Source organism: Pantoea sp. ACRSB, assembly GCF_022346905.1.
Taxonomy (GTDB): Bacteria; Pseudomonadota; Gammaproteobacteria; order Enterobacterales; family Enterobacteriaceae; genus Pantoea; species Pantoea piersonii.
Genome location: NZ_JAKRNL010000001.1, coordinates 863,007 through 886,854 on the forward strand (window position 1 = coordinate 863,007; position 23,848 = coordinate 886,854).

The 23,848-nt window shown below is 57.5% G+C and carries 22 protein-coding genes and 3 tRNA genes; 1 reads left to right on the forward strand and 24 read right to left on the reverse strand.

Annotated features, from left to right (window positions below):
• Positions 1–9: 9 nt before the first annotated feature.
• Together nadA and MHZ89_RS04185 are read right to left on the reverse strand one after the other, a co-directional pair.
• Entirely contained in the window at positions 10–1,071 is a 1,062-nt protein-coding gene (gene nadA / locus MHZ89_RS04180; RefSeq protein ID WP_311782257.1) for a quinolinate synthase NadA, read from the reverse strand.
• Between the two features lie 139 nt (positions 1,072–1,210).
• Positions 1,211–1,729 (reverse strand): methylated-DNA--[protein]-cysteine S-methyltransferase, encoded by a 519-nt coding sequence (locus MHZ89_RS04185; RefSeq protein ID WP_311781971.1) that lies wholly within the window; start codon positions 1,727–1,729, stop codon positions 1,211–1,213.
• A 157-nt stretch (positions 1,730–1,886) separates the two neighbouring features.
• Between MHZ89_RS04185 and MHZ89_RS04190 the strand changes: the two genes are divergently transcribed.
• The gene (locus MHZ89_RS04190) at positions 1,887–3,359 is read left to right on the forward strand and encodes an AlkA N-terminal domain-containing protein (protein WP_311781972.1); all 1,473 of its coding nucleotides are present in this window, start codon (positions 1,887–1,889) and stop codon (positions 3,357–3,359) included.
• Positions 3,360–3,823: 464 nt separating this feature from the next.
• Here the strand turns inward: MHZ89_RS04190 and MHZ89_RS04195 are convergent.
• The 22 genes from MHZ89_RS04195 to sdhC all read right to left on the reverse strand — a co-directional run bounded on the left by MHZ89_RS04195 (position 3,824) and on the right by sdhC (position 23,562).
• Positions 3,824–3,899 (reverse strand) — tRNA-Lys (locus MHZ89_RS04195).
• A 42-nt stretch (positions 3,900–3,941) separates the two neighbouring features.
• Positions 3,942–4,017 (reverse strand) — tRNA-Lys (locus MHZ89_RS04200).
• 68 nt (positions 4,018–4,085) lie between these two features.
• Positions 4,086–4,161, reverse strand: a tRNA-Lys gene (locus MHZ89_RS04205).
• 166 nt (positions 4,162–4,327) lie between these two features.
• The gene (cpoB, locus tag MHZ89_RS04210) at positions 4,328–5,140 is read right to left on the reverse strand and encodes a cell division protein CpoB (protein WP_311781973.1); all 813 of its coding nucleotides are present in this window, start codon (positions 5,138–5,140) and stop codon (positions 4,328–4,330) included.
• 9 nt (positions 5,141–5,149) lie between these two features.
• Positions 5,150–5,674: a peptidoglycan-associated lipoprotein Pal gene (pal, locus tag MHZ89_RS04215; protein ID WP_120451493.1), complete on the reverse strand. Its 525-nt coding sequence runs from the start codon at positions 5,672–5,674 to the stop codon at positions 5,150–5,152.
• 50 nt (positions 5,675–5,724) lie between these two features.
• Entirely contained in the window at positions 5,725–7,020 is a 1,296-nt protein-coding gene (tolB, locus tag MHZ89_RS04220) for a Tol-Pal system beta propeller repeat protein TolB (protein ID WP_311781974.1), read from the reverse strand.
• A 112-nt stretch (positions 7,021–7,132) separates the two neighbouring features.
• On the reverse strand, positions 7,133–8,479 hold the full coding sequence (gene tolA / locus MHZ89_RS04225; RefSeq protein ID WP_311781975.1) for a cell envelope integrity protein TolA: 1,347 nt from the start codon (positions 8,477–8,479) through the stop codon (positions 7,133–7,135).
• A gap of 27 nt (positions 8,480–8,506) precedes the next feature.
• Positions 8,507–8,935 (reverse strand): colicin uptake protein TolR, encoded by a 429-nt coding sequence (gene tolR / locus MHZ89_RS04230; protein ID WP_033751683.1) that lies wholly within the window; start codon positions 8,933–8,935, stop codon positions 8,507–8,509.
• A gap of 13 nt (positions 8,936–8,948) precedes the next feature.
• Positions 8,949–9,635 carry a Tol-Pal system protein TolQ gene (gene tolQ, locus MHZ89_RS04235; protein WP_120451487.1) on the reverse strand — a complete coding sequence of 229 codons (687 nt, stop codon included), beginning with the start codon at positions 9,633–9,635 and terminating at the stop codon, positions 8,949–8,951.
• A complete protein-coding gene (ybgC, locus tag MHZ89_RS04240) occupies positions 9,632–10,036 on the reverse strand; it encodes a tol-pal system-associated acyl-CoA thioesterase (RefSeq protein ID WP_311781976.1) in 405 nt (134 codons plus the stop codon). The genes tolQ and ybgC overlap by 4 nt, the downstream gene beginning before the upstream one ends.
• Positions 10,037–10,213: 177 nt before the next feature.
• A complete protein-coding gene (gene ybgE / locus MHZ89_RS04245; RefSeq protein ID WP_311781977.1) occupies positions 10,214–10,507 on the reverse strand; it encodes a cyd operon protein YbgE in 294 nt (97 codons plus the stop codon).
• Positions 10,507–10,620, reverse strand: coding sequence for a cytochrome bd-I oxidase subunit CydX (gene cydX, locus MHZ89_RS04250; RefSeq protein WP_120451481.1), 114 nt, complete (start codon positions 10,618–10,620; stop codon positions 10,507–10,509). The genes ybgE and cydX overlap by 1 nt, the downstream gene beginning before the upstream one ends.
• A gap of 15 nt (positions 10,621–10,635) precedes the next feature.
• Positions 10,636–11,775, reverse strand: a complete 1,140-nt coding sequence (gene cydB / locus MHZ89_RS04255) for a cytochrome d ubiquinol oxidase subunit II (RefSeq protein ID WP_311781978.1) — start codon at positions 11,773–11,775, stop codon at positions 10,636–10,638.
• Positions 11,776–11,786: 11 nt separating this feature from the next.
• Entirely contained in the window at positions 11,787–13,358 is a 1,572-nt protein-coding gene (cydA, locus tag MHZ89_RS04260) for a cytochrome ubiquinol oxidase subunit I (RefSeq protein ID WP_311781979.1), read from the reverse strand.
• 612 nt (positions 13,359–13,970) lie between these two features.
• Complete coding sequence (gene sucD / locus MHZ89_RS04265; protein ID WP_013025067.1) at positions 13,971–14,846, reverse strand: succinate--CoA ligase subunit alpha; 876 nt, start codon at positions 14,844–14,846, stop codon at positions 13,971–13,973.
• Positions 14,846–16,012 carry an ADP-forming succinate--CoA ligase subunit beta gene (gene sucC, locus MHZ89_RS04270; RefSeq protein WP_311781980.1) on the reverse strand — a complete coding sequence of 389 codons (1,167 nt, stop codon included), beginning with the start codon at positions 16,010–16,012 and terminating at the stop codon, positions 14,846–14,848. The genes sucD and sucC overlap by 1 nt, the downstream gene beginning before the upstream one ends.
• 73 nt (positions 16,013–16,085) lie before the next feature.
• On the reverse strand, positions 16,086–17,306 hold the full coding sequence (gene odhB / locus MHZ89_RS04275) for a 2-oxoglutarate dehydrogenase complex dihydrolipoyllysine-residue succinyltransferase (protein ID WP_120451473.1): 1,221 nt from the start codon (positions 17,304–17,306) through the stop codon (positions 16,086–16,088).
• Positions 17,307–17,322: 16 nt separating this feature from the next.
• Positions 17,323–20,130, reverse strand: a complete 2,808-nt coding sequence (gene sucA / locus MHZ89_RS04280; RefSeq protein ID WP_311781981.1) for a 2-oxoglutarate dehydrogenase E1 component — start codon at positions 20,128–20,130, stop codon at positions 17,323–17,325.
• A 203-nt stretch (positions 20,131–20,333) separates the two neighbouring features.
• Positions 20,334–21,050, reverse strand: a complete 717-nt coding sequence (locus MHZ89_RS04285) for a succinate dehydrogenase iron-sulfur subunit (RefSeq protein WP_120451469.1) — start codon at positions 21,048–21,050, stop codon at positions 20,334–20,336.
• 14 nt (positions 21,051–21,064) lie between these two features.
• Positions 21,065–22,831, reverse strand: coding sequence for a succinate dehydrogenase flavoprotein subunit (gene sdhA / locus MHZ89_RS04290; protein ID WP_311781982.1), 1,767 nt, complete (start codon positions 22,829–22,831; stop codon positions 21,065–21,067).
• Complete coding sequence (gene sdhD / locus MHZ89_RS04295) at positions 22,832–23,179, reverse strand: succinate dehydrogenase membrane anchor subunit (protein ID WP_311781983.1); 348 nt, start codon at positions 23,177–23,179, stop codon at positions 22,832–22,834. It abuts the gene before it with no gap.
• Complete coding sequence (sdhC, locus tag MHZ89_RS04300; RefSeq protein WP_311781984.1) at positions 23,173–23,562, reverse strand: succinate dehydrogenase cytochrome b556 subunit; 390 nt, start codon at positions 23,560–23,562, stop codon at positions 23,173–23,175. Before sdhC ends, sdhD begins: the two co-directional genes overlap by 7 nt.
• Between the last annotated feature and the right edge of the window lie 286 nt (positions 23,563–23,848).

Consider the following 23,848-nt stretch of genomic DNA (forward strand, 5'->3'; position numbering starts at 1 on the left):
ATCTGTTCCTCAGGCGTTCCCTTTTACCTTAAGTTTGAGTTCCGCAGCAAAGGATAGCATGCGGTTGAGCGGCAATAATGCCGCCTCGCGCAGCGCGGCATCAACCTCTATTTCATGCTGCGCGCCGCCCTGCTCCAGCCCTTCGGCAATCGCTTTGAGGCCGTTCATCGCCATCCAGGGGCAGTGCGCGCAGCTGCGGCAGGTGGCGCCCTCGCCTGCGGTAGGTGCTTCCAGCAGCGTTTTTTCCGGCACCGCCTGCTGCATTTTGTAGAAGATGCCGCGATCGGTCGCCACGATCATTTGCGGATGCGGCAGCCGCTGCGCCGCCTGAATCAGCTGGCTGGTCGAGCCGACCGCGTCGGCCAGATCGACCACCGCCTGCGGCGATTCCGGATGCACCAGCACCGCCGCGTCGGGATAGAGCGCTTTCATGCGCAGCAGCGCCTGGGTTTTGAATTCGTCATGCACAATGCAGGCGCCCTGCCAGCAGAGCACGTCCGCGCCGGTTTTTTGCGTAACGTAGCGGCCGAGATGGCGATCCGGCGCCCAGATGATCTTTTCACCCAGGCTGTCGAGATGGTCGATCAGCTCAACCGCAATGCTGGAGGTCACAACCCAGTCAGCGCGCGCTTTGACCGCCGCCGAGGTGTTGGCGTAGACCACCACGGTACGGTCGGGATGGGCGTCGCAAAAAGCGGTGAACTCTTCAATAGGGCAGCCGAGATCGAGGGAACATTCCGCTTGCAGCGTCGGCATCAGCACCGTTTTTTCCGGGCTGAGGATTTTGGCGGTTTCGCCCATAAAACGCACGCCCGCCACCAGCAGCGTTGAGGCGGGATGGGTGCTGCCGAAGCGCGCCATCTCCAGCGAGTCCGCTACGCAGCCGCCGGTCTCTTCCGCCAGCGCCTGGATTTCCGGGTCGGTATAATAGTGAGCCACTATCACCGCATTGCGTTCTTTTAGCAGCCGCTTGATTTTGCTGAGGTAAAATTCTTTTTCATCGGCACTGAGCCGCGCGGGCTTTGCCGGAAAGGGCCAGGCTGCGTTTTCTGTATCGAATAAAGCACTCATCACACCGCTCTCGTTTTATCAAATGAACGAAAATCATTTAAAACGGCGGATATGAGCGCTCATCCCGCCATCGTGTTTTATATGCTAAACACGATAGCGGAAACGACCTGCGGTGTCGTGCTCTTTTTTAAGCGGAAGCTTAGCGTGGCTCCTCCGTGAACAGCGGCAGCACGCCCGCCTTTTGCGGCATTTCCAGATCCAGCAGAAAGGCTTTGACCTCCAGCCCACCGGCAAAGCCGGTGAGTTTGCCGTTGGCGCCGATAACGCGATGACAGGGCGCGACGATGGAGAGAGGATTTCTGCCGTTCGCCGCTCCCACCGCGCGCACCGCCTGCGGGTGGCCGATCTGGCGGGCGATTTCGCTGTAGCTGCGCGTTTCCCCAAAGGGGATCGCCACCAGCGCGTTCCACACTTTTTTCTGAAACTCGGTGCCGACGAAGTCGAGCGGCAGCGTAAAGCAGCGGCGTTCGCCGGCAAAATATTCCCGCAGCTGACGCTCGGCTTCAATAAGGACTGGATGCGCCTCATCGCGCGTTTGCGGCAGAAAGCGCGAGCCATGCGGGTCGTCGTTTTTCCACAGGATGGCTGCAAGCCCGCGCTCGCTCGCCACCAGTTTCAGTTCGCCCACCGGCGTGGAGACAAGTTTAAAGTGATACATGATGCCGTTCTCCCGGTTTGAGACAGTCTCTATTGTCGCATTTTATCCATGGCGCGCTGGCCGTTTTCGGTCATCAGGCTAAACTGCTTTGCTGTCCGAAAACAGCGAGTCTGCATCAGAAACCGGGTATAGGCTCTGTTTATTTGCAGGAGTCATCATGTTCGATTCTGAGATTGCTTATCAGGCGTTAACCTCACGCGATACCCGTTTCGACGGCGTTTTTTTCGTTGGCGTCACGTCGACCGGCATTTACTGCCGCCCCATCTGTCCGGTTAAAGCGCCGCAGCAGAAGAACTGCCTGTTTTTCGCCAGCGCTGAAGCGGCGGAGAAGGCCCATTTTCGCCCCTGTTTGCGCTGTCGGCCCGAACTGGCGCCGGGCAATGCGCCGGTTGACCAGCCTCACCGCGTGGCGGATCGGCTGATTCAGCGTATTGAAGAGGGCATGCTGGAGGAGCGCGAGGGGCTGGAGGCGATCGCCGCCGAGTTTGGCGTTAGCCTGCGTCAGCTGCGCCGTATCGTGCAGCAGGAACTTGGCGTATCGCCGCTGGAGCTGAAGCAGACGCGCCGTATGCTGCTGGCGAAGCAGCTGCTGACGGAGACGCAGCTGCCGGTGACGGAAGTGGCCTACGCCAGTGGTTTCAGCAGCCTGCGCCGCTTTAACGACGTGTTTCAGGCGCGCTATCGCATGACGCCGAGCGCGCTGCGAAAAGGCATCAGCGCCGCGACGCGCGCGCAGCCGGGCGACAGCGCCACGCTGCGCCTGGTGTATCGCCCGCCCTATGACTGGGAAGCGATGCTGGCCTTTTTGCAGACGCACGTCATGAAAGAGGTCGAGGCGGTGCAGGATGGCACCTACCGGCGAACCGTGGCGCTGGGCCGCTGTCGCGGCTGGGTCAGCGTGTCGCATTTACCTGAAAAGAGCGCGCTGCAGGTCACCTTTTCCACTTCGCTGACGCCGGTGTTACCGCTGCTGCTTCGAAGACTGCGCGATCTTTTTGACCTCAACGCCCAGCCGCAGATAATCGCCGCCTGTCTGGCTCAGGATGCGCTGCTGGCGCCCAGCCTGCTGGCGCATCCCGGCTTACGCGTGCCGGGCGCATTCGACGCGTTTGAGCTTGGCGTGCGCGCTATCATCGGCCAGCAGGTGACGGTTAAGGCCGCCACCACCGTCAGCAGCCGCTTTGCCGCCGCTTTTGGCGAACCCTGCGAGACGCCCTTCCCCGATCTGACTCGCTACACAGCCCAGCCAGAGCGTATTGCCAGCCTGACGGTAGACGATGTTGCGCCGCAGGGTATCGTCAGCGCGCGCTCACGCGCCATTATCGCCTTCGCGCAGGCGTGTGCCGCAGGAGCGCTGCGTTTTAACGCCACTCAGTCGCCCGAGACGGTAATGAAGCAGCTGGTGGCGCTACCGGGCATTGGCCCCTGGACAGCGCACTATATTGCCATGCGCGCGCTGCGCTGGCCGGACGCTTTCCCCAAAGAGGATATCGCCATCCGCAATAATCTTGGCGGCCTGAAGCCGTCCGAGGCGGAGGCGCGCTCCCAACAGTGGCGTCCGTGGCGCAGCTATGCGGTGATGCATATCTGGGAGAGCCTTACGGCTGCGAAGACGAAGAAAATGTCATAACCGGGGGGGTGGCGCAGAAATAAAATCTGTTCTGCGCAGGCTCTCATCCTGCACGTTAACCTTGTGTGCGCAGAAACGAAAAAAGCGCCCGTTGGGCGCTTTTCTCTGAATTGGTGGGTCGTGCAGGATTTACCTCGGCCCGTCCGGGGCCTCGCCCTGCGGGTGATGCTTCGCATCAGCCTGAATCGCTCCGGCGATTCAGTCGAACCTGCGCAACTTCTCATCCTGCCGTTAACCTTGTGTGCGCAGAAACGAAAAAAGCGCCCGTTGGGCGCTTTTTCCTGAATTGGTGGGTCGTGCAGGATTTGCCTCGGCCCGTCCGGGGCCTCGCCCTGTGGGTGATGCTTCGCATCAGCCTGAATCGCTCCGGCGATTCAGTCGAACCTGCGCAGGCTCTCATCCTGCACGTTAACCTTGTGTGCGCAGAAACGAAAAAAGCGCCCGTTGGGCGCTTTTTCCTGAATTGGTGGGTCGTGCAGGATTCGAACCTGCGACCAATTGATTAAAAGTCAACTGCTCTACCGACTGAGCTAACGACCCGCTTGGGGCTTACAACCCGCAAACCTGAGGCCTGCGAAAAGATGGTGGGTCGTGCAGGATTCGAACCTGCGACCAATTGATTAAAAGTCAACTGCTCTACCGACTGAGCTAACGACCCATCTTTAGGTTGTGAAGCGATGCTGAAGTTTCGCAGCAACAGAGAAGAGAACCTGTTCGCTGAGAAGATGGTGGGTCGTGCAGGATTCGAACCTGCGACCAATTGATTAAAAGTCAACTGCTCTACCGACTGAGCTAACGACCCATCTTCAGGCTTGCCAGACACATTTGCAATCTGTCCCGGCAACGGCGGCATATATTACTGATTTACCGAGGTAGCGCAACCCTTATTTTCCACCAGCGGCGTCAACTGCTTACCTTTCATGCTGCCAGACCAGAAATCAGGCAAAATCCGGTGCTGGCTGCACAAATTACAGCCCGTCGAGACGTTTTTGCGCCTGCTTTGCTGAATCGGTATTGGGGTAAAGTTTGATCACCTGCTGGTAAACCGCTTTGGCTTTCGCCGTATCGTTTTTCTCCTGCATGATGACGCCAACCTTTAGCAACGCTTCAGAGGCTTTCGGCGACTTCGGGTAATTTTTCACCACGGTGGCGTAATAATAAGCCGCGTCGTCTTTTTTACCTTTGTTGTAATTCAACTGACCCAGCCAGTAATTGGCGTTCGGCTGGTAGGTTGAATCAGGATAGCGCTTCACCCACGCCTGCAGCGCCGCGATCGCCTGGTCATACTGTTTCTTTTCCAGAATCAGCGCTACCGCAGCGTTATAGTCGCTGTTAGCGTCGCCGCTCTGCACCGGCGCGCCTGATGAGGCCGCTGCGGCGCCTGCGCCCGCACTGGCCGCCGCACCCGCATCTGCATCAGCGCCTGCCGCCGGTGCGGCAGCGCCGCTTTGCGCCGCATTATTCGCGCCGCTGCTGCTCAGGCTGTCGATCTGCTGATAGAGCTGCTTTTGCCGCTCGATGACCTGATTAAGCTGGTAGCTGTTTTGCTGGATTTGCCCGCGCAGAGAATCGATATCGCTTTGGTTATCGCTCATCTGCTGCTGCAGTTGCTGCAGAAGCTGAGCCTGGGCATTGGAAATTCGTTCAAGATTGGTGACACGGTCTTCGACCGAGCCAGAGCCGACGCTACTGATTGACGCCTGGGCATTAGCGGCCCAGGGGGCCGCTACGCCAACCAGTAACGACAGACCCAACAGATGAAGTCTGAAGTTACTAATCATGTGATTCTCTTAGTAGACCAGAACGGCACGACGGTTTTTAGAGTAAGCCGCTTCGTCATGACCCAGAACAGCCGGTTTCTCTTTACCGTAAGAGACGATAGACATCTGGTCAGCTGACACGCCTTTGCCCTGCAGGTACATCTTCACGGCGTTAGCACGACGCTCGCCCAGTGCGATGTTGTATTCCGGCGTACCGCGCTCATCCGCGTGACCTTCGATGGTCACTTTGTATGACGGGTTGCCGCGCAGGAAGGCTGCGTGCTGGTCCAGCATCTGAGCGTAATCAGACTGCACATCATATTTGTCCAGACCGAAGTAAACGATGTTGTTCTGCTGCAGCTGCTGCATCTGCAGGCGCGCCTGCTCGTCAGAAGACATGTTGCCGCTGCCGTTCATGCCAGAACCGTTGCCGTAAGCGCCATCAGCGCCCATGCCAGTCTGGTCGTTATTGTTGTTTTTGTGTGAGCTACAAGCGGCTACAGCCAGAACCGGCAGAGCCAGCATCAACCCTTTCAGCACTTTGTTCAGTTGCATTTCAAAATCCCATTATTGTTAGATGTTTGCTTAACCCGCAGAAGCGGATATCACAGATACGGCGACCAGGCAGGGAATTTAACCTGTCCATCGGTTGCCGGAAGACGCGCTTTGAAACGCCCATCGGTTGAGACCAACTGCAACACGGAACCCATCCCCTGAGTAGAGCTATAGATTACCATCGTGCCGTTCGGTGCCAGGCTTGGCGTTTCATCCAGGAACGTGTTCGTCAACGTTTGGACGGCACCCGTTTCCAGATCTTGTTTGGCGACGTGCTGCGCACCACCGCTGGTGCTGATCATCACCATAGACTTACCATCGGTTGAGACGTCCGCATCCTGGTTCTGTGCTCCTTCCCAGGTAATACGCTGCGGCGTGCCACCGTTGATGCCAATTTTGTAGATTTGCGGCGCGCCAGCCTGGTCCGAGGTATAGGCCAGCGTCTGGCTGTCCGGGAACCAGGTCGGTTCGGTGCTGTTATAGCGTCCGTCGGTTACCTGACGCGTCTGACCAGAGCCCAAATCCATTACGTAAAGGTTAAGACTGCCGGTTTTCGACAGGGCGAACGCCAGTTTGGAGCCGTCCGGAGAGAACGCTGGCGCGCCGTTGTGACGCGGATAAGAAGCGACCTGACGGATAGCGCCGTTAGAGAGCGTCTGCACCACCAGCGCCGATTTGCCGCTTTCAAAGGTAACGTAAGCAACTTTGGAACCGTCCGGCGACCATGCAGGCGACATCAGCGGCTGCGGCGAGCGATGCACCACAAACTGGTTGTAACCATCGTAATCCGCTACGCGCAGCTCATACGGGAACTGGCCGCCGTTGGTCTGCACGACGTAGGCGATACGGGTGCGGAACGCGCCCTTGATGCCCGTCAGCTTTTCAAACACTTCGTCGCTGGCGGTGTGCGCCGCATAGCGCAGCCACTGTTTCGTGACCTTGAAGGAGTTCTGGGCGATAACATTGCCCGGCGAACCGGCGGTATCGACCAGCTGGTAAGAGACCTGATAGCTGCCGTCCGGGTTCGACTGAACCTGACCGACGACTACCGCGTCGATGCCCAGCGCGGTCCATGCCGCAGGCTGAACTTCCTGGGCGCTGGTCGGCTGCTGCGGCAGACGAGAGACATCCAGCGGATTAAACTTGCCGCTGTTGCGCAGGTCAGCGCCGACGATGCCGCCGACATCCTCCGGCGCCGCGCCGGAGCCTGCCCATTTAAAAGGCACAACGCCAATTGGACGGGCCGTGTTGACGCCCTGTGTAATTTCGATGCGGACTTCTGCATGCAGCATGGCCGCCCACAACAGTATAAAAAAGCCTAACGTGACACGAAGAGCTTGCTTCATCTTATCTCCCTTATCTGAACCTCAGTCCACGATAACTGGCACAGTTCCTGAAAAACATGACTTCTGTTTGTTTACGGCTTAACCATAGATCAAGCTGACGTAAGATACTGCATTATTGCGGCTTGAAATCCAGCGGCGCGTTCTTAAAGACCTGATAAACGTCCTGCGTCGGCGGTTTAGGAATACGCGCCTGACGCGCGGCCGCTAACGCCGCCTGACAGAGCGCGGGATCGCCCCCTTCCGCTTTGGCGTCAATCAGCAAACCATCCGGCGCCAGCTTGATGCGCAGCGTACAGGTACGACCCTTGTAGTTTTCCCAATCGTAAAACTTACTCTGGATCGCTGCCTGGATCTGGCCCGCATAGTTGCTGATATCCGCACCGGACGCGCCCGATTTTTTCTGGTTACCCTGCCCTGCCGGCGCGCCGCCGCTGGCGTTGCCGCTCTTCGGTGCATTTTTGCCGGAGGTGAGGCCGCCAAGCAGATCGTCGACGTCGCTGCTGTTTTTCGCCGCTTCCGCCGCTGCTTTTTTCTTCGCATCGGCTTTCGCTTTAGCCGCTGCTTCCGCTTTGGCCTTCGCCTCGGCTGCTGCTTTCTCTTTCGCAGCTTCCGCTTTTTCTTTGGCTTCCTGCGCGGCCTTCTCTTTCGCCGCCTCAGCTTTCTCTTTCGCTTCCTGAGCGGCTTTCTCTTTCGCCGCCTCGGCTTTCTCTTTCGCTTCCTCAGCGGCCTTCTCTTTCGCCGCCTCGGCTTTTTCTTTCGCTTCCTGCGCGGCTTTCGCTTTGGCATCCGCCGCCGCTTTTGCTTTCGCCTGCGCCTCAGATTTCGCCTTCGCGTCGGCAGCTGCTTTGGCGTCAGCAACCGCTTTCTCTTTCGCGGCGGCCGCGGCTGCGGCTTTCGCCTGCTCTTCCGCCTTTTTCTTCGCGTCGGCGGCAGCCTGTTTCGCCTGCTCTTCTGCTTTCTGCTTCGCTTCAGCGGCGGCTTTCGCCTGCGCCTGCGCTTCAGCTTTCGCATCGGCTTTGGCTTGCGCGGCGGCCGCTTCGGCTGCTTTCTGCTGCTCCTGCGCCGCTTTAGCAGCCGCTTCCGCCTGTTTCTGCTGCTCAGCCTGCTCTTTGGCCGCTTCCTGCGCCTGAAGACGCTCTTTTTCCAGCGCCTTCAGGCGTTGCTGTTCGGCGGCCTGCTTCTGCTGCAGCTCTTCAGCCTGCTGCTGCGCCTGCTTCTGACGCTGCTGCTCGGCGCGCTGGCTGTCGCTTTTCTGGTTTTGCTGACGATTGTACTGTTCCACTACAGCGCCGGGATCGACCATTACCGCGTCGATATCGCTGCCGCCGCCACCGCCGCTCGCCTCAATATTCTCGTTGAACGAGCTCCAGACCAGCAGCGCGATCAGCACGACGTGCAGAGCTACCGATATAATTATCGCGCGCTTTAACTTCTCGTTTTGCTCGGTTGCCTTCGACACACTCGGTTCCCAAAAAACGGTTCGACTTTAAATCGGCTGCGTCATCAAACCGACAGATTTAACGCCTGCCTGATGCAGCAGGTTAAGCGCTTTAATAATTTCGTCGTAAGGCACATCCTTTGCGCCGCCAATTAAAAAGACGGTTTTTGGATTCGCCTCAATGCGACGCTGCGCCTCGCTTACCACCTGTTCCGGCGGCAGCTGCTCCATACGATCGTGATCCACCACCAGGCTGTACTGGCCAACACCTGAGACCTCTACAATCACCGGCGGATTATCGTCGCTGGAGACCGTTTTCGAATCGGTGGCGTCCGGCAGATCCACTTCTACGCTCTGGGTGATAATCGGCGCTGTCGCCATAAAGATCAGCAGCAGCACCAGCAGGACGTCGAGCAGCGGAACGATATTGATTTCCGATTTCAGGTCGCGGCGGCCGCGACCACGTACTCTGGCCATGAGTTACCTCCGCTTACTTAGCGTTATCGCTGGAGAAAGCCTGACGGTGCAGGATGGCCGTGAACTCTTCCATAAAGTTGTCGTAGCCCTGCTCCAGCTTATTGACGCGCTGGTTCAGTCGGTTATAGGCCATGACTGCCGGGATCGCGGCGAACAGACCGATCGCGGTAGCGATCAGCGCTTCGGCGATACCTGGCGCAACCATTTGCAGCGTCGCCTGTTTTACCGCGCCCAGCGCGATAAAGGCGTGCATGATGCCCCAGACGGTGCCGAACAGGCCGATATAAGGGCTGATAGAGCCGACGGTACCGAGGAAAGGAATATGGTTCTCCAGAGTTTCCAGCTCGCGGTTCATTGAGATGCGCATGGCGCGGCTGGCGCCTTCGACCACCGCTTCAGGCGCGTGGCTGTTAGCGCGATGCAGACGGGCAAACTCTTTGAAGCCGGCGTAGAAAATCTGTTCTGAACCGCTCAGCTCTTCGCGACGTCCCTGGCTCTCCTGGTAGAGACGGGAAAGCTCAATGCCAGACCAGAATTTGTCTTCAAACGCTTCCGCCTCGCGTCCCGCCGCATTCAAAATACGGGTACGCTGAATAATGATGGCCCAGGAGGCAATGGAAAAGCCGATCAAAATCAACATGATAAGTTTGACCAGAAGGCTCGCCTTCAGGAACAAATCAAGAATGTTCATGTCAGTCACTGCTTGAACTCCGCGACAATAGACTTGGGAAGCGCTATCGGCTTCATAAGATGTGGGTTAATGCAGGCAATCAGGACTTCTGCTTCATTCAGGACTTTGCCTTCTGCATTCACGATACGCTGGGAAAATGTCATGGTCGCGCGCGTCATCGCGGTGACTTCGCTCTGGATTTCCAGAAGGTCATCAAGACGTGCCGCCGAAACATAGTCCACCGTTATGCGCCGCACCACAAAAGCAACCTGCTCTTCCAGCAGAGTTTGCTGATTGAAATGGTGCTGACGCAACATCTCGGTACGTGCTCGTTCATAAAAAGCGATATAGCTGGCATGGTAAACCACGCCACCGGCGTCGGTATCTTCGTAATAGACCCGAACCGGCCAGCGAAACAGCGTTGTACTCACTCTACATCCCGGTCTCGTTTTTAAACGTTGCTACTATACGCAAGAGATTTGGGGTTGGGAATGGGATGCCAGAGCCAGGAGAAAATAATTATCGGACGGAAACAAACGGAAGGATTTTCAGTAGATTTCTTGACCTGCCGCTGACAATACTCCACAGCCAGCGGCGGCTGTTACGCGTTAGCGCCAGAACCAGCAGAGAGCCAGCAGCAGGACGATCAGGGCCACCGGCGGCGAGAAGAGCGCCTGCCAGCGCGTGCGGCGCGGGTGAAAGCCTACGCCGTGGATCACGCCGGCGCATACCGCCCAGATCACCAGAATGCCTTGCCATACCGACAGAGTGCTGGTGCTCGCAGCGTAGCGCGAAGGATCCCAGAACAAACAGCCCGCCACAATCAGCGCCAGAATGAGCGAAAGGGCCCGCAGGGGCCCTTTGTTCATCAGACGATATGCCGTCCGAATCAGCTTGCGCATCAGGCACGCTCGTCCTGTGCGGCGCTCTCTTCAACATGCTCAAGCGCCAGCGCGGTGATCACGCCAAAAGCGCAGGCCAGCAGGGTGCCGAGAATCCAGGCAAAATACCACATGCGTCGTCTCCTTAATCAGTAGAGAGAGTGCGTATTGCGCTCAATATGTTCTTTCGTGATACGCCCGTACATCTTGTAGTAGCACCAGCTGGTATAGGCCAGAACGATGGGCACGAAGATGATGGCGGCAAAGGTCATAACCGTCAGCGTGCGCTGGCTCGAGGTGGAATCCCACATCGTCAGGCTCATGCCGGGTTCGATGCTCGACGGCATGACAAACGGAAACAGCGCGATACCTGCGGTCATAATGACGCACGCCAGCGTCAGCGATGAGCTGACAAACGCCCAGCCGCCCTTCTCGCTGCGCGAGAAGATCACCGTCAGCAACGGCAGCACCACGCCGAGCAGCGGAAAGAGCCACAGCGCCGGCATATCGTTAAAGTTCGCCAGCCAGGCGCCCGCCTCGCGTACAACGGTTTTTCCCAGCGGGTTCGACGCCGCGTGGTGATCGATAGCGCTGGTGATGACATAACCATCGATGCCATATTTCACCCAGACGCCCGCCAGCACGAAGCAGACCATCATCACCAGCGCGGCGACCTGTGACACGGCGCGCGAACGCAGATGCAGTTCGCCGGTGGTGCGCATCTGCAAATAGGTCGCGCCCTGCGTCAGAATCATCGCTACGCTGATAACGCCCGCCAGCAGCCCGAACGGATTGAGCAGCTGGAAAAAGTTGCCGGTGTAGTCGAGGCGTAAATATTCATCCGCATGGAACGGCACGCCCTGCAACAGATTGCCGAACGCCACGCCAATCACCAGCGGCGGAACGAAGCTGCCAAGAAAGATGCCCCAGTCCCACATGCCGCGCCAGCGCATATCTTCAATTTTAGAACGATAATCGAAACCTACCGGACGAAAAAAGAGTGACGCCAGCACCAGAATCATCGCCACGTAGAAACCAGAGAAGGCGGCGGCATAGACCATCGGCCAGGCAGCGAACAGCGCGCCGCCTGCGGTGATCAGCCAGACCTGGTTGCCATCCCAGTGCGGCGCGATGCTGTTGACCATAATGCGGCGTTCGGTATCGTCGCGTCCCATCAGGCGCGTCAGCATGCCGACGCCCATATCAAAACCGTCTGCCACGGCGAAGCCCACCAGCAAGATGCCGACCAGCAGCCACCAGACAAAGCGTAGAACTTCATAATCAAACATGGTTGCTCTCCTTAACCACGTACCGGCTCAGCCGCCGTCGCGACCTGCTCATGGTGATATCGTCCGGTTTTCAGGCTGCTCGGACCGAGGCGCGCGAATTTAAACATCAGATACATTTCCGCCACGAGGAACAGCGTGTAGAGACCGCAAATCAGCAGCATGGAAAAGAGCAAATCGCCTACGGTCAGTGAGGAGTTGGCCACCGAGGTCGGCAGCACTTCGCCGATCGCCCAGGGCTGACGGCCATATTCGGCGACAAACCAGCCCGCTTCCACCGCGATCCACGGCAGCGGAATGCCGTACAGCGCCGCCTTCAGCAGCCAGCGATGCTTACCGATACGGTTGCGGATCACGCTCCAGAACGAGAAGGTGATGATGCCCAGCAGCAGCACGCCCGCCAGCACCATAATGCGGAAGGCGAAATAGAGCGGCGCTACGCGCGGAATAGAATCTTTGACCGCCTGCTGGATCTGCGCTTCAGTCGCATCTGCCACGTTCGGCGTGTAGCGTTTCAGCAGCATGCCGTAGCCCAGATCCTGTTTGCTCTGGTTAAACGCCTCGCGCACCGCCGGATCTTCGCTGCCGCTGCGCAGCTGATTCAGCAGCGCATAGGCTTTCATGCCGTTGCGGATACGCACCTCATGCTGCGCCATCAAATCTTTCAGGCCGGTTACCGGCGTATCTATAGATCGCGTCGCAATCAGGCCGAGCAGCCAGGGGATTTGCACCGCATCGGCGTTTTCATGTTTCTCCTGATTTGGCAGGCCGAACAGCGTAAAGGCCGCTGGCGCAGGCTGGGTTTCCCATTCTGCCTCAATGGCGGCGAGCTTGGTTTTCTGCACGTCGCCCATTTCGTAGCCCGACTCATCGCCCAGCACAATTACCGAGAGCACCGCAGCCATGCCGAAGCTGGCGGCGATAGCGAAAGAGCGTTTCGCGAAGGCGACATCGCGTCCTTTAAGCAGATACCAGGCGCTGATGCCGAGGATAAAAATGGCGCCGGTGGTGTAGCCCGCCGCGACGGTATGCACGAATTTCACCTGCGCTACCGGGTTAAGCACCAGGTCGGAGAAGCTCAGCATCTCCATGCGCATGGTTTCATAGTTGAATTCAGAGGCGATGGGATTCTGCATCCAGCCGTTCGCCACCAGGATCCAGAGCGCCGAGAGGTTAGATCCCAACGCCACCAGCCAGGTGACCGCCAGATGCTGAGTTTTACCCAGGCGATCCCAGCCGAAGAAAAACAGGCCGACAAAGGTGGATTCCAGGAAGAACGCCATTAACCCTTCGATGGCGAGCGGCGCACCGAAAATGTCGCCGACGTAGTGAGAGTAATAAGACCAGTTGGTTCCGAACTGAAACTCCATGGTCAGGCCGGTGGCCACGCCCAGCGCAAAGTTAATTCCAAATAACTTGCCCCAGAATTTGGTCATATCTTTATAGATTTGTTTACCGCTGAGGACGTAAACCGTTTCCATAATTGCCAGCAAAAACGCCATACCGAGCGTTAACGGGACAAACAGGAAATGGTACATCGCCGTTAAGGCAAACTGTAAACGCGACAGCTCGACGATATCTAACATAATGACTCCTTGCTCCTCGCATGACCTTATTCTGCGAATAACAACGGCGAACAGCAGGTATAGACGCAGAGAATAAGATTCAGGAACGACTGATTATTGATTCCAGTTTTTTTGTTACCGACGGCTCACAGTGAACCGCGGCCCGACGTGAGCGAGTAACGGTAGTGAAACTTCCCCTAAAAGCATCGTCAGTCCGTTCCGGGCAGGCGAGAGAACAACTGACGCCATCCATTAATTGATGTCTGGCGCAATCTCCTGGATGTTTCTGGAAATGACTGAATTGATGCAGCGCAATTAAAACCGGTTGGCTTACGCTTTGCCAGCGGTAAAGTTTGTTAAATATAGAGAAGTTTTGATCTGGATTAACGCTTTTAATTTCCAGATATGTAGTCTGAAGATTAATGTTAATTAGTTGTCACAGAGAAATGGCATAATTTAGAAAAGCATTACTTTTAATTTTACTTTTTAACCCTACTCCCTAAAAGACACTCCTTTTTTCCCACCCCACCAGTCTCTTTTGAGCCGCGCTGTAAAGAACGTTTCGACGCGCTGTTTTTTTCGGCAAAAAAAAGCCACCCCGAAGGGTGGCCTGATTGCTGATGCATAGCCCGCTTATTTCGCTGGCAGCACCGCTTTTACCGCGTCGCCGATATCCGCCAGGCTGCGAACGGTTTTCACGCCTGCCGCTTCCAGCGCAGCGAACTTCTCGTCTGCCGTACCTTTGCCACCGGCAATGATGGCGCCTGCGTGGCCCATACGTTTGCCTTTCGGCGCGGTCACGCCTGCGATGTAGCCGACAACTGGCTTGGTGACGTGTTCTTTAATAAACGCCGCCGCCTCTTCTTCCGCGCTGCCGCCGATCTCGCCGATCATAACGATCGCTTCGGTCTGCGGGTCATCCTGGAACATTTTCAGGATGTCGATGAAGTTAGAGCCTGGGATCGGGTCGCCGCCGATGCCGACACAGGTAGACTGGCCGTAGCCGATGTCTGTGGTCTGCTTCACCGCTTCATAGGTCAGGGTACCGGAACGCGACACGATGCCGACGCGGCCTGGCTGGTGAATGTGGCCCGGCATGATGCCGATTTTGCATTCGCCTGGGGTGATCACGCCCGGACAGTTTGGTCCGATCATGCGCACGCCCGCTTCGTCCAGCTTCATTTTCACCGTCAGCATATCCAGCGTCGGGATGCCTTCGGTAATGGTAATGATCAGCTTGATGCCTGCGTCGATCGCTTCCAGGATGCCGTCTTTACAGAACGGCGCGGGAACATAGATTACCGTTGCAGTCGCGCCGGTCGCTTCTACCGCTTCACGTACGGTGTTGAACACCGGCAGACCCAGATGCGTGGTGCCGCCTTTGCCCGGCGTTACGCCGCCGACCAGCTGCGTGCCATAAGCCAGCGCCTGCTCAGAGTGGAAAGTCCCCTGACCGCCAGTGAAACCCTGGCAAATCACTTTAGTGTTTTTGTCGATCAGAATAGACATTATTTCCCCTCCGCAGCCGCAACAACGCGCTGTGCCGCGTCAGTCAGGCTGGTTGCTGCAATGATGTTCAGTCCGCTGTCCGCCAGTTTCTGCGCGCCCAGCTCGGCGTTGTTTCCTTCCAGACGTACCACAACCGGTACGTTGACGCCTACTTCAGCGACGGCGCCGATGATGCCGTCAGCGATCAGGTCGCAGCGCACGATGCCGCCGAAGATGTTAACGAAGACCGCTTTTACCGCGTCGTCGGAGAGGATAATTTTAAAGGCTTCAGTTACGCGCTCTTTGGTCGCGCCGCCGCCCACGTCAAGGAAGTTAGCCGGCTGGCCGCCGTGGTGCTTCACGATGTCCATGGTGCCCATCGCCAGACCTGCGCCGTTAACCATACAGCCGATGTTGCCTTCCAGCGCGACGTAGTTCAGTTCCCACTGCGTTGCGTGCGCTTCGCGCGGATCTTCCTGGCTCGGATCGCGCATTTCGCGCAGCTCCGGCTGACGGAACAGCGCATTGCCGTCCACGCCCAGTTTGCCGTCGAGGCAGACCAGATCGCCCTGCTTAGTGATCACCAGCGGGTTGATCTCAACCAGCGCCAGGTCGCGCTCCAGAAACATGGTCGCCAGGCCCATAAAGATTTTAGTGAACTGGCTGACCTGTTTGCCGGTCAGGCCCAGTTTGAACGCCAGCTCGCGGCCCTGATAAGGCTGCGGACCGGTCAGCGGATCGAGCGCCATTTTGTGGATCAGGTGCGGCGTTTCTTCCGCTACTTTCTCAATCTCAACGCCGCCTTCGGTCGAGGCCATAAAGACCACGCGACGGGTAGCGCGATCGACTACCGCGCCCAGATAGAGTTCCTGATCGATATCGGTCGCCGCTTCAACCAGGATCTGGTTTACCGGCTGGCCTTCTGCGTCAGTCTGATAGGTCACCAGGCGTTTGCCCAGCCAGTTTTCAGCGAAAGTACGGATATCTTCCTTGCTGTTGACCACTTTCACGCCGCCCGCTTTACCGCGTCCGCCGGCATGAACCTGACATTTAACTACCCACGGGCCTGCACCAATTTTAGAGGCCGCTTCTTCCGCTTCGCGTGGCGTAGTACAGGCGTAGCCCGTTGGTGCCGGCATACCATACCGTGCAAACAGCTGTTTCGCCTGGTATTCGTGTAAGTTCATGATGTTCTATCCATTCAGGTCTGAAAAGAGTAATAAAGTTGGGCGCGCGTTCAACCGGCGCGCCCGGCGAAAATCAGACGTCCAGCAGCAGACGCGCCGGATCTTCCAGCAGCTCTTTCACCGCCACCAGATAGCCGACTGATTCGCGGCCGTCGATCAGACGGTGATCGTATGAGAGCGCCAGATACATCATCGGCAGCACCACAACCTGACCATTCACCGCCATCGGACGATCCTTGATGGCATGCATGCCCAGGATAGCGCTCTGCGGCGGGTTGATGATCGGCGTCGACATCAGCGAGCCGAAGACGCCGCCGTTGGTGATGGTGAAGTTACCGCCGGTCAGCTCTTCAACCGTCAGCTTGCCGTCGCGGCCTTTCACTGCCAGCTCTTTAATTTTCTTCTCGATGTCCGCCATGCTCAGCGCGTCAACATCTTTCAGCACCGGCGTCACCAGGCCGCGCGGCGTGGAGACTGCGATGCTGACGTCGAAGTAGTTGTGGTAAACCACGTCTTCGCCGTCGATTGAAGCGTTAACTTCCGGGAAACGCTTCAGCGCTTCCACTACCGCCTTCAGATAGAAGGACATAAAGCCCAGACGCACGCCGTGACGCTTCTCGAAGGATTCGCCGTACTGCTTACGCAGATCCATAATCGGCTTCATGTTCACTTCGTTGAAGGTGGTCAGCATGGCGGTGCTGTTCTTCGCTTCCAGCAGACGCTCGGCCACACGCTTGCGCAGGCGCGTCATCGGCACGCGTTTTTCGCTGCGGTTAGCGACAGCGGTCTGCGGCGCAGCTTCAGCGGCGGCAGGAGCAGCTTTAGCCGCTTCCGGTTTCTTCGCCAGATGTTTTTCCACATCTTCGCGAGTGATACGACCGCCTACACCGGTGCCTTTAATCTGTGATGCGTCCAGGTTGTGCTCGGCAATCAGACGACGGATCGCCGGGCTCAGCGTATCGTTGCTCTCTTCTTCCAGCGACGCCGTCTGACGCTGCGCCGGAGTTGACTCGTTGGTGTCCGCTTTAGCGCTGGTCTCTTTGCCTGCGCTGTTGCCTTCTTTCAGGCGACCCAGGATCTGGCGCGAGGTGACGGTCGCGCCTTCATCTTCCAGTACGGCTTCCAGCACGCCGTCAGCCTGGGCCGGCACTTCCAGTACCACTTTGTCAGTTTCGATCTCTACCAGCACTTCGTCGCGGCTTACCGCATCGCCTGGTTTTTTGTGCCAGGTTGCCACGGTGGCATCGGCAACGGATTCAGGCAGGTCGGGAACGAGAATATCTACGCTACTCATTATCTTTCCTTTTAAATTAACCAAGGTTCAGCGCGTCATTAACCAGGTCTTGCTGCTGTTGTTGATGTACGGACATATAGCCCACAGCCGGTGAAGCGGAAGCCGGACGGCCCGCATAGCGCAGCGAAGCGCCGAACGGAACCACTTCGCGGAAGTGATGCTGGCTGCAATACCATGCGCCCTGATTCAGCGGCTCTTCCTGACACCAGACGAAATCTTGCACATGGGCATAATCTTTTAACGCATCCTGCACCGCTTTATGCGGGAACGGATAGAGCTGCTCGATACGCACGATGGCGACATCGGTCTGCTCGTTTTTACGGCGCTGTTCAAGCAGATCGTAGTAAACCTTGCCTGAACAGAGCACCACGCGTTTCACCTGCTGCGGATCGAGCGCGTCGATTTCGCCAATTGCGGGCTGGAAGCTGCCGTTAGCCAGTTCGTCCAGCGTAGAGACCGCCAGCGGATGACGCAGCAGCGATTTCGGCGACATAACGATCAGCGGACGGCGCATACCGCGCAGCGCCTGACGACGCAGCATATGGTAGACCTGCGCCGGGGTAGACGGCACGCACACCTGCATGTTCTGCTCTGCGCAGAGCTGCAGATAACGCTCCAGACGCGCTGAGGAGTGTTCCGGGCCCTGACCTTCGTAGCCGTGTGGCAGCAGCATAACCAGACCGCACATACGGCCCCATTTCTGCTCGCCGGAGCTGATGAACTGGTCGATTACCACCTGCGCACCGTTGGCGAAGTCGCCGAACTGCGCTTCCCAGATCGTCAGGGTGCGCGGCTCAGCGGTGGCGTAGCCATATTCGAACGCCAGCACCGCCTCTTCCGACAGGACGGAGTCCCACACCTTGAACTGCCCCTGTCCATTATGGATATGGTGCAGCGGCGTGTAGGTGGAGCCGTTGGACTGGTTATGGATCACCGCATGGCGATGGAAGAAAGTGCCACGGCCGGAATCTTCGCCGGAAAGGCGCACCGGAATACCCTCATCCACCAGCGTGGCGTAGGCCAGGTTCTCCGCGCCGCCCCAGTCGAAAGGCTTGTTGCCTTCGGCCATCTCTTTACGGTCATTGTAAATTTTCGCGACGCGCGCCTGCACCTCGACCGCTTCCGGGATCTGGCTGATACGACGCGCCAGCTCTTGCAGACGTTTCGGTTCGACGGTTGACGGGTAGCTTTCATCCCACTCATGGTTGAGATACGGCGACCAGGTAAAGGAGTGCAGGCTCATTGGGCGCCATTCGGCTACCACGCACTCGCCCGCGTCCAGCGCGTCGCGATAAAGATTCACCATCTCGGTTGCGTCTTCCGGGCTGGCAGAGCCTTCCGCTTCCAGACGATCGGCGTAGAGCTTACGCGGCGTCGGATGCTTTTTGATTTTCTGATACATCAGCGGCTGGGTTGCACTCGGCTCGTCAGCTTCGTTATGGCCGTGACGGCGGTAGCAAACCAGGTCGATAAAGACGTCGCGCTTAAAGGTATTGCGATAATCGAGCGCCAGGCGAGTCACAAACGCCACCGCTTCCGGATCGTCCGCGTTGACGTGGAAAATCGGCGCCAGCACCATCTTACCGATATCGGTACAGTATGGCGTCGAGCGCGCGTCGCGCGGGTTGGAGGTGGTGAAGCCCACCTGGTTGTTGATAACGATACGAACGGTGCCGCCGACTTCGTAGCCGCGCGCCTGAGACATGTTCAGGGTTTCCTGCACCACGCCCTGGCCGATAACCGCGGCGTCGCCGTGGATAGTGATCGGCAATACCTGGTTGCTGCCCGGCGAATCGAGACGATCCAGACGCGCGCGCACCGAACCCATGACTACCGGGCTGACGATTTCCAGATGGGACGGGTTGAACGCCAGCGCCAGATGCACCAGACCGCCTTCGGTCTCTACGTCTGACGAGAAGCCCATATGGTATTTTACGTCGCCGGTGCCGAGGTGATCTTTATGCTTGCCAGCGAACTCGTCGAAGAGATCCTGCGGCTTTTTGCCCAGCACGTTGATCAACACGTTAAGACGACCGCGGTGCGCCATGCCCAGCACGACTTCACGCGTGCCGCTCTTGCCCGCATGGCGGATCATTTCGCGCAGCATCGGGATAAGCGCATCGCCGCCTTCCAGCGAGAAGCGTTTCGCGCCCGGGAATTTCGCGCCGAGGTATTTTTCCAGCCCTTCTGCCGCGGTCAGCTCTTTCAGGAAACCTTTTTTCTCTTCGCTGCTAAAGGCAGCGCGGCCCGCCACCGATTCCAGGCGCTGCTGGATCCAGCGCTTCTCTTCGGTGTTGTTGATGTGCATGTACTCTGCACCGATGGAGCCGCAATAGGTCTGCTGCAGCGCTTCATAGAGATCGGCCAGCTTCATGGTCTCTTTGCCGATGGCGAAAGAGCCTACGTTAAAGCTTTCCTGAAAATCGGCGTCGGTCAGATCGTGAAAGGCGGGATCGAGGTCAGCGACGCGATCCTGCTTCCACAGGCCAAGCGGGTCGAGATTCGCATGCTGATGGCCGCGGAAACGGAAGGCGTTAATCAGCTGCAGGACTTTAACCTGCTTTGAATTGGCGGCCGGATCGGAAACGGTGGAGGTGTAACGAGATGCATCTTTCGCCAGGCGACGAAAGTATTCGCGCGTGGTGGAGTGAAACTGTTCAGGTTTCACGCCGGTGCCCGGCAGCTGTTGGAACATCGTGCGCCACACTGCATCGACAGAGTCCGGATCGGTCAGGAAATCCTCATAGAGTTGCTCTATGTAAGACTGGTTCGCGCCGGCCAGCCAGGAGGAGTCCAGCCAGGGCTTCATCGCGCTGTTCTGCATTGTGATCCCTTAAGCATTACTATGCTTTTTTGAGGTTTCATTTGTTGCCGCTTTCGCGGTTTGCCGTAGTGAGTTCAGCGATACGAGCCTGTGCGCTCACACGCGCCCTGCCCGTAAGGGAACCTTGCTAAGCGTGGCGCCGCCGCGCTTAGCAAGGCTTCCGTAAAACGCCGGGAACCTGAGGTTCCCGGACGGATAAGGTTTTATGCATTCCGTTGCAGCAGCATCGACTTGATATGGCCGATGGCGCGCGTCGGGTTAAGCCCTTTCGGACACACGCTCACACAGTTCATGATGCTGTGACAGCGGAAAACGCTGAAAGCGTCGCTCAGATTGTCCAGGCGCGCATTGGTTTCCGTGTCGCGGCTGTCGATCAGGAAGCGATACGCGGCGAGCAGACCAGCAGGACCAACGAACTTATCCGGGTTCCACCAGAACGACGGACAGGAGGTTGAGCAGCAGGCGCAGAGAATACACTCATACAGACCATCCAGATGCTCACGCTCGGCAGGCGTCTGCAGATGCTCGCGTGCCGGCGGATTCTCTCCATTATTCAAGAGGTAAGGCTTAATCTTCTCATATTGCGCATAGAATTGCCCCATATCCACAACCAGGTCGCGGATAACCGGCAGGCCCGGCAGCGGACGGATCACAATCTTCTGCTTGCCGTTGCCCAGCGCCGAGACCGGCGTGATGCACGCCAGGCCATTTTTACCGTTCATATTGAGGCCGTCGGAGCCGCACACGCCTTCACGGCAGGAGCGACGAAACGCCAGCGTCGGATCTTTCTCTTTCAGACGGATGAGCGCGTCCAGCAGCATCATGTCGCGCCCGTCTTCTGATTCCAGAGTGTAATCCTGCATGCGCGGCGCGGCGTCGACCTCAGGATTGTAGCGATAAATAGAAAACTCGAGTCTCATGATCGTCTCCGCAATTAGTATGTACGCACTTTCGGCGGGAAGGCCGCGCGCAGTTTCGGCTGCATGTTCACCTCGCGGCGCGTCATGCTCTCGGTTTCGGGGACGTAGAGACTGTGGCACAACCAGTTTTCATCATCGCGATCCGGGTAGTCGAATCGACTGTGCGCGCCGCGGCTCTCGGTGCGGAAGTTCGCCGCAACCGCCGTGGCGTAAGCCGTTTCCATCAGGTTATCCAGCTCCAGGCACTCAATACGCTGGGTATTGAAGTCCGGTGAACGGTCATCCAGACGGGCTGATTTCAGACGTTCGCGAATCTGTTTCAGCTCTTCCAGACCCTGCTTCATCGCATCGCCTTCACGGAATACTGAGAAGTTGTTCTGCATGCAGCGCTGCAGCGCTTTACGGATTTCGACCGGATCTTCGCCAGTGGTGTTGTTTTCCCAGCGGTTGAAGCGCGCCATAGCGGCGTCGATCTCTTCCGTCGTGGCATCGCGCAGCGGCCCCTGCTGTTCAATGCACTCCATCAGGTGTACGCCGGCCGCGCGGCCGAACACCACCAGGTCCAGCAGCGAGTTGCCGCCGAGACGGTTAGCGCCGTGAACCGATACGCAGGCGATTTCACCGACGGCGAACAGGCCAGGAATGACTTCATCTTCGCCCTGCGCATTAACGCGCAGCGCCTGGCCGGTAACTTTGGTCGGAATGCCGCCCATCATATAGTGGCAGGTCGGGATAACCGGAATCGGCTCTTTAACCGGATCGGCATGCGCGAAGGTGCGCGACAGCTCCAGAATGCCCGGCAGACGCGATTCCAGCACGTCTGCGCCGAGGTGATCGAGCTTCAGCTTGATATGCGGGCCCCACGGGCCATCGCAGCCGCGTCCTTCGCGGATTTCGATCATCATAGAACGGGCAACCACATCGCGGCCTGCCAGATCTTTGGCGTTCGGGGCATAACGCTCCATAAAGCGCTCGCCGTGTTTGTTCAGCAGGTAGCCGCCTTCGCCGCGGCAGCCTTCGGTCACCAGTACGCCCGCGCCAGCGATGCCAGTCGGGTGGAACTGCCACATCTCCATATCCTGCACCGGCACGCCTGCGCGCAGCGCCATGCCGACGCCGTCACCGGTATTGATATGCGCGTTGGTGGTTGACTGGTAGATACGGCCTGCCCCGCCGGTCGCCAGAATAGTCGCTTTCGCTTTGAAGTAGACGGTTTCGCCGGTTTCAATGCAGATCGCCGTACAGCCGACGATGGCGCCATCCTGGTTTTTCACCAGATCGAGCGCATACCATTCGGAGAAGATGGTGGTTTTGTTCTTCAGATTCTGCTGATAGAGCGTATGCAGCAGGGCGTGGCCGGTACGGTCCGCCGCCGCCGCGGTACGCGCAGCCTGTTCGCCGCCGAAATTTTTCGACTGGCCGCCGAACGGACGCTGATAGACGCGACCATCCTCCAGACGGGAGAACGGCAGGCCCATATGCTCCAGCTCCAGAATCGCTTCCGGGCCGGTTTTACACATATATTCGATCGCGTCCTGGTCGCCGATATAGTCGGAACCTTTAACGGTGTCATACATGTGCCATTCCCAGTTATCTTCATGGGTATTGCCGAGCGCAACGGTAATACCGCCCTGCGCAGACACGGTGTGGGAACGGGTAGGAAAAACTTTTGATAACAGGGCGCAGGTCTGGCCCGACTGGGAGATTTGCAGTGCGGCACGCATACCTGCGCCGCCTGCGCCGATCACCACGGCATCAAATTCTCTGACTGGCAAATTCATTTACACACCCCACACCACAACAGTTCCATAGATTGCATACCACAGCAGCGCGACCACGATCGCCATTTGCAGAATCAGACGGACGGCCAGATGCTTGACGTAATCGGTCAGCACTTGCCACATTCCAATCCAGCCGTGGATCAGAATGGAGAACAGCGTCAGCAGGGTGAAGACTTTCGTGAATGACGAGGCGAAGAAACCGCGCCAGACGTCATAAGTCAGCGTATCGGTCAGGGCGATAAAGCCGACAAGGTAAATGATATAGAGCGTAATGAGGATTGCCGAAGCGCGCAGCAGCAGCCAGTCTTGAATGCCGCTACGGCCCAACGCGGATGCATTGCTTACCATACGAGAACTCCAGCCAAAATTGAAAGCACGACAGTAATGCCAAAGGAAACCCAGGCAGATTGACGGCCAATAGCCAGCGTCTCAGCCAGGTAACCAAAATCCATCAACATATGACGAATCCCGCCCACCGTGTGGAATGCCAGCGCCGTAAGAATGCCCCAGATAATAAACTTCACGAAGAAGCTATCCATAATGGCGGCAGCGTGCTGGAAACCTTCCGGGGAAGAGAGAGAGGTGCCCAGCAACCAGAGCAGGATACCGAGAGCCACAAAGGTAATGACGCCGGAAACGCGGTGGAGAATGGACGATATTGCAGTAACGGGAAACCGGATCGTCGAGAGATCCAAGTTGACAGGTCTTTGTTTTTTCACGGTTTTGCCCACACAGCTCTTTTTTATTTTGCTTCCTCCGGTCCCTGAGGCGGAGTCGAATCACAGGTGTGTTCAGACTTTAACCGTCACCAAATCAGCAACATCCAGTGTTAATTGACGCGGTAGAAACGCTGGGTGGCTCCTGGTGTCAGGGGGTTTCCGGAGACCTGGCGGCAGTATAGGACGATCACATTCTTATTACAATTACCCTACAATCTCTTTGGGTACATTTGAGTGAAACAGTGATCTGACTCACGAATTTCACATTTAATACAAATTTAATTATCTGATTTGACAA

Coding starts and splice junctions, on each gene's coding strand:
- nadA (WP_311782257.1), bottom strand. CDS start 1,071: ATGAGTGCTTTATTCGATACAGAAAACGCAGCCTGGCCCTTTCCGGCA.
- MHZ89_RS04185 (WP_311781971.1), bottom strand. CDS start 1,729: ATGTATCACTTTAAACTTGTCTCCACGCCGGTGGGCGAACTGAAACTG.
- MHZ89_RS04190 (WP_311781972.1), top strand. CDS start 1,887: ATGTTCGATTCTGAGATTGCTTATCAGGCGTTAACCTCACGCGATACC.
- cpoB (WP_311781973.1), bottom strand. CDS start 5,140: ATGATTAGTAACTTCAGACTTCATCTGTTGGGTCTGTCGTTACTGGTT.
- pal (WP_120451493.1), bottom strand. CDS start 5,674: ATGCAACTGAACAAAGTGCTGAAAGGGTTGATGCTGGCTCTGCCGGTT.
- tolB (WP_311781974.1), bottom strand. CDS start 7,020: ATGAAGCAAGCTCTTCGTGTCACGTTAGGCTTTTTTATACTGTTGTGG.
- tolR (WP_033751683.1), bottom strand. CDS start 8,935: ATGGCCAGAGTACGTGGTCGCGGCCGCCGCGACCTGAAATCGGAAATC.
- ybgE (WP_311781977.1), bottom strand. CDS start 10,507: ATGCGCAAGCTGATTCGGACGGCATATCGTCTGATGAACAAAGGGCCC.
- cydX (WP_120451481.1), bottom strand. CDS start 10,620: ATGTGGTATTTTGCCTGGATTCTCGGCACCCTGCTGGCCTGCGCTTTT.
- cydB (WP_311781978.1), bottom strand. CDS start 11,775: ATGTTTGATTATGAAGTTCTACGCTTTGTCTGGTGGCTGCTGGTCGGC.
- cydA (WP_311781979.1), bottom strand. CDS start 13,358: ATGTTAGATATCGTCGAGCTGTCGCGTTTACAGTTTGCCTTAACGGCG.
- sucD (WP_013025067.1), bottom strand. CDS start 14,846: ATGTCTATTCTGATCGACAAAAACACTAAAGTGATTTGCCAGGGTTTC.
- sucC (WP_311781980.1), bottom strand. CDS start 16,012: ATGAACTTACACGAATACCAGGCGAAACAGCTGTTTGCACGGTATGGT.
- odhB (WP_120451473.1), bottom strand. CDS start 17,306: ATGAGTAGCGTAGATATTCTCGTTCCCGACCTGCCTGAATCCGTTGCC.
- sucA (WP_311781981.1), bottom strand. CDS start 20,130: ATGCAGAACAGCGCGATGAAGCCCTGGCTGGACTCCTCCTGGCTGGCC.
- MHZ89_RS04285 (WP_120451469.1), bottom strand. CDS start 21,050: ATGAGACTCGAGTTTTCTATTTATCGCTACAATCCTGAGGTCGACGCC.
- sdhA (WP_311781982.1), bottom strand. CDS start 22,831: ATGAATTTGCCAGTCAGAGAATTTGATGCCGTGGTGATCGGCGCAGGC.
- sdhD (WP_311781983.1), bottom strand. CDS start 23,179: ATGGTAAGCAATGCATCCGCGTTGGGCCGTAGCGGCATTCAAGACTGG.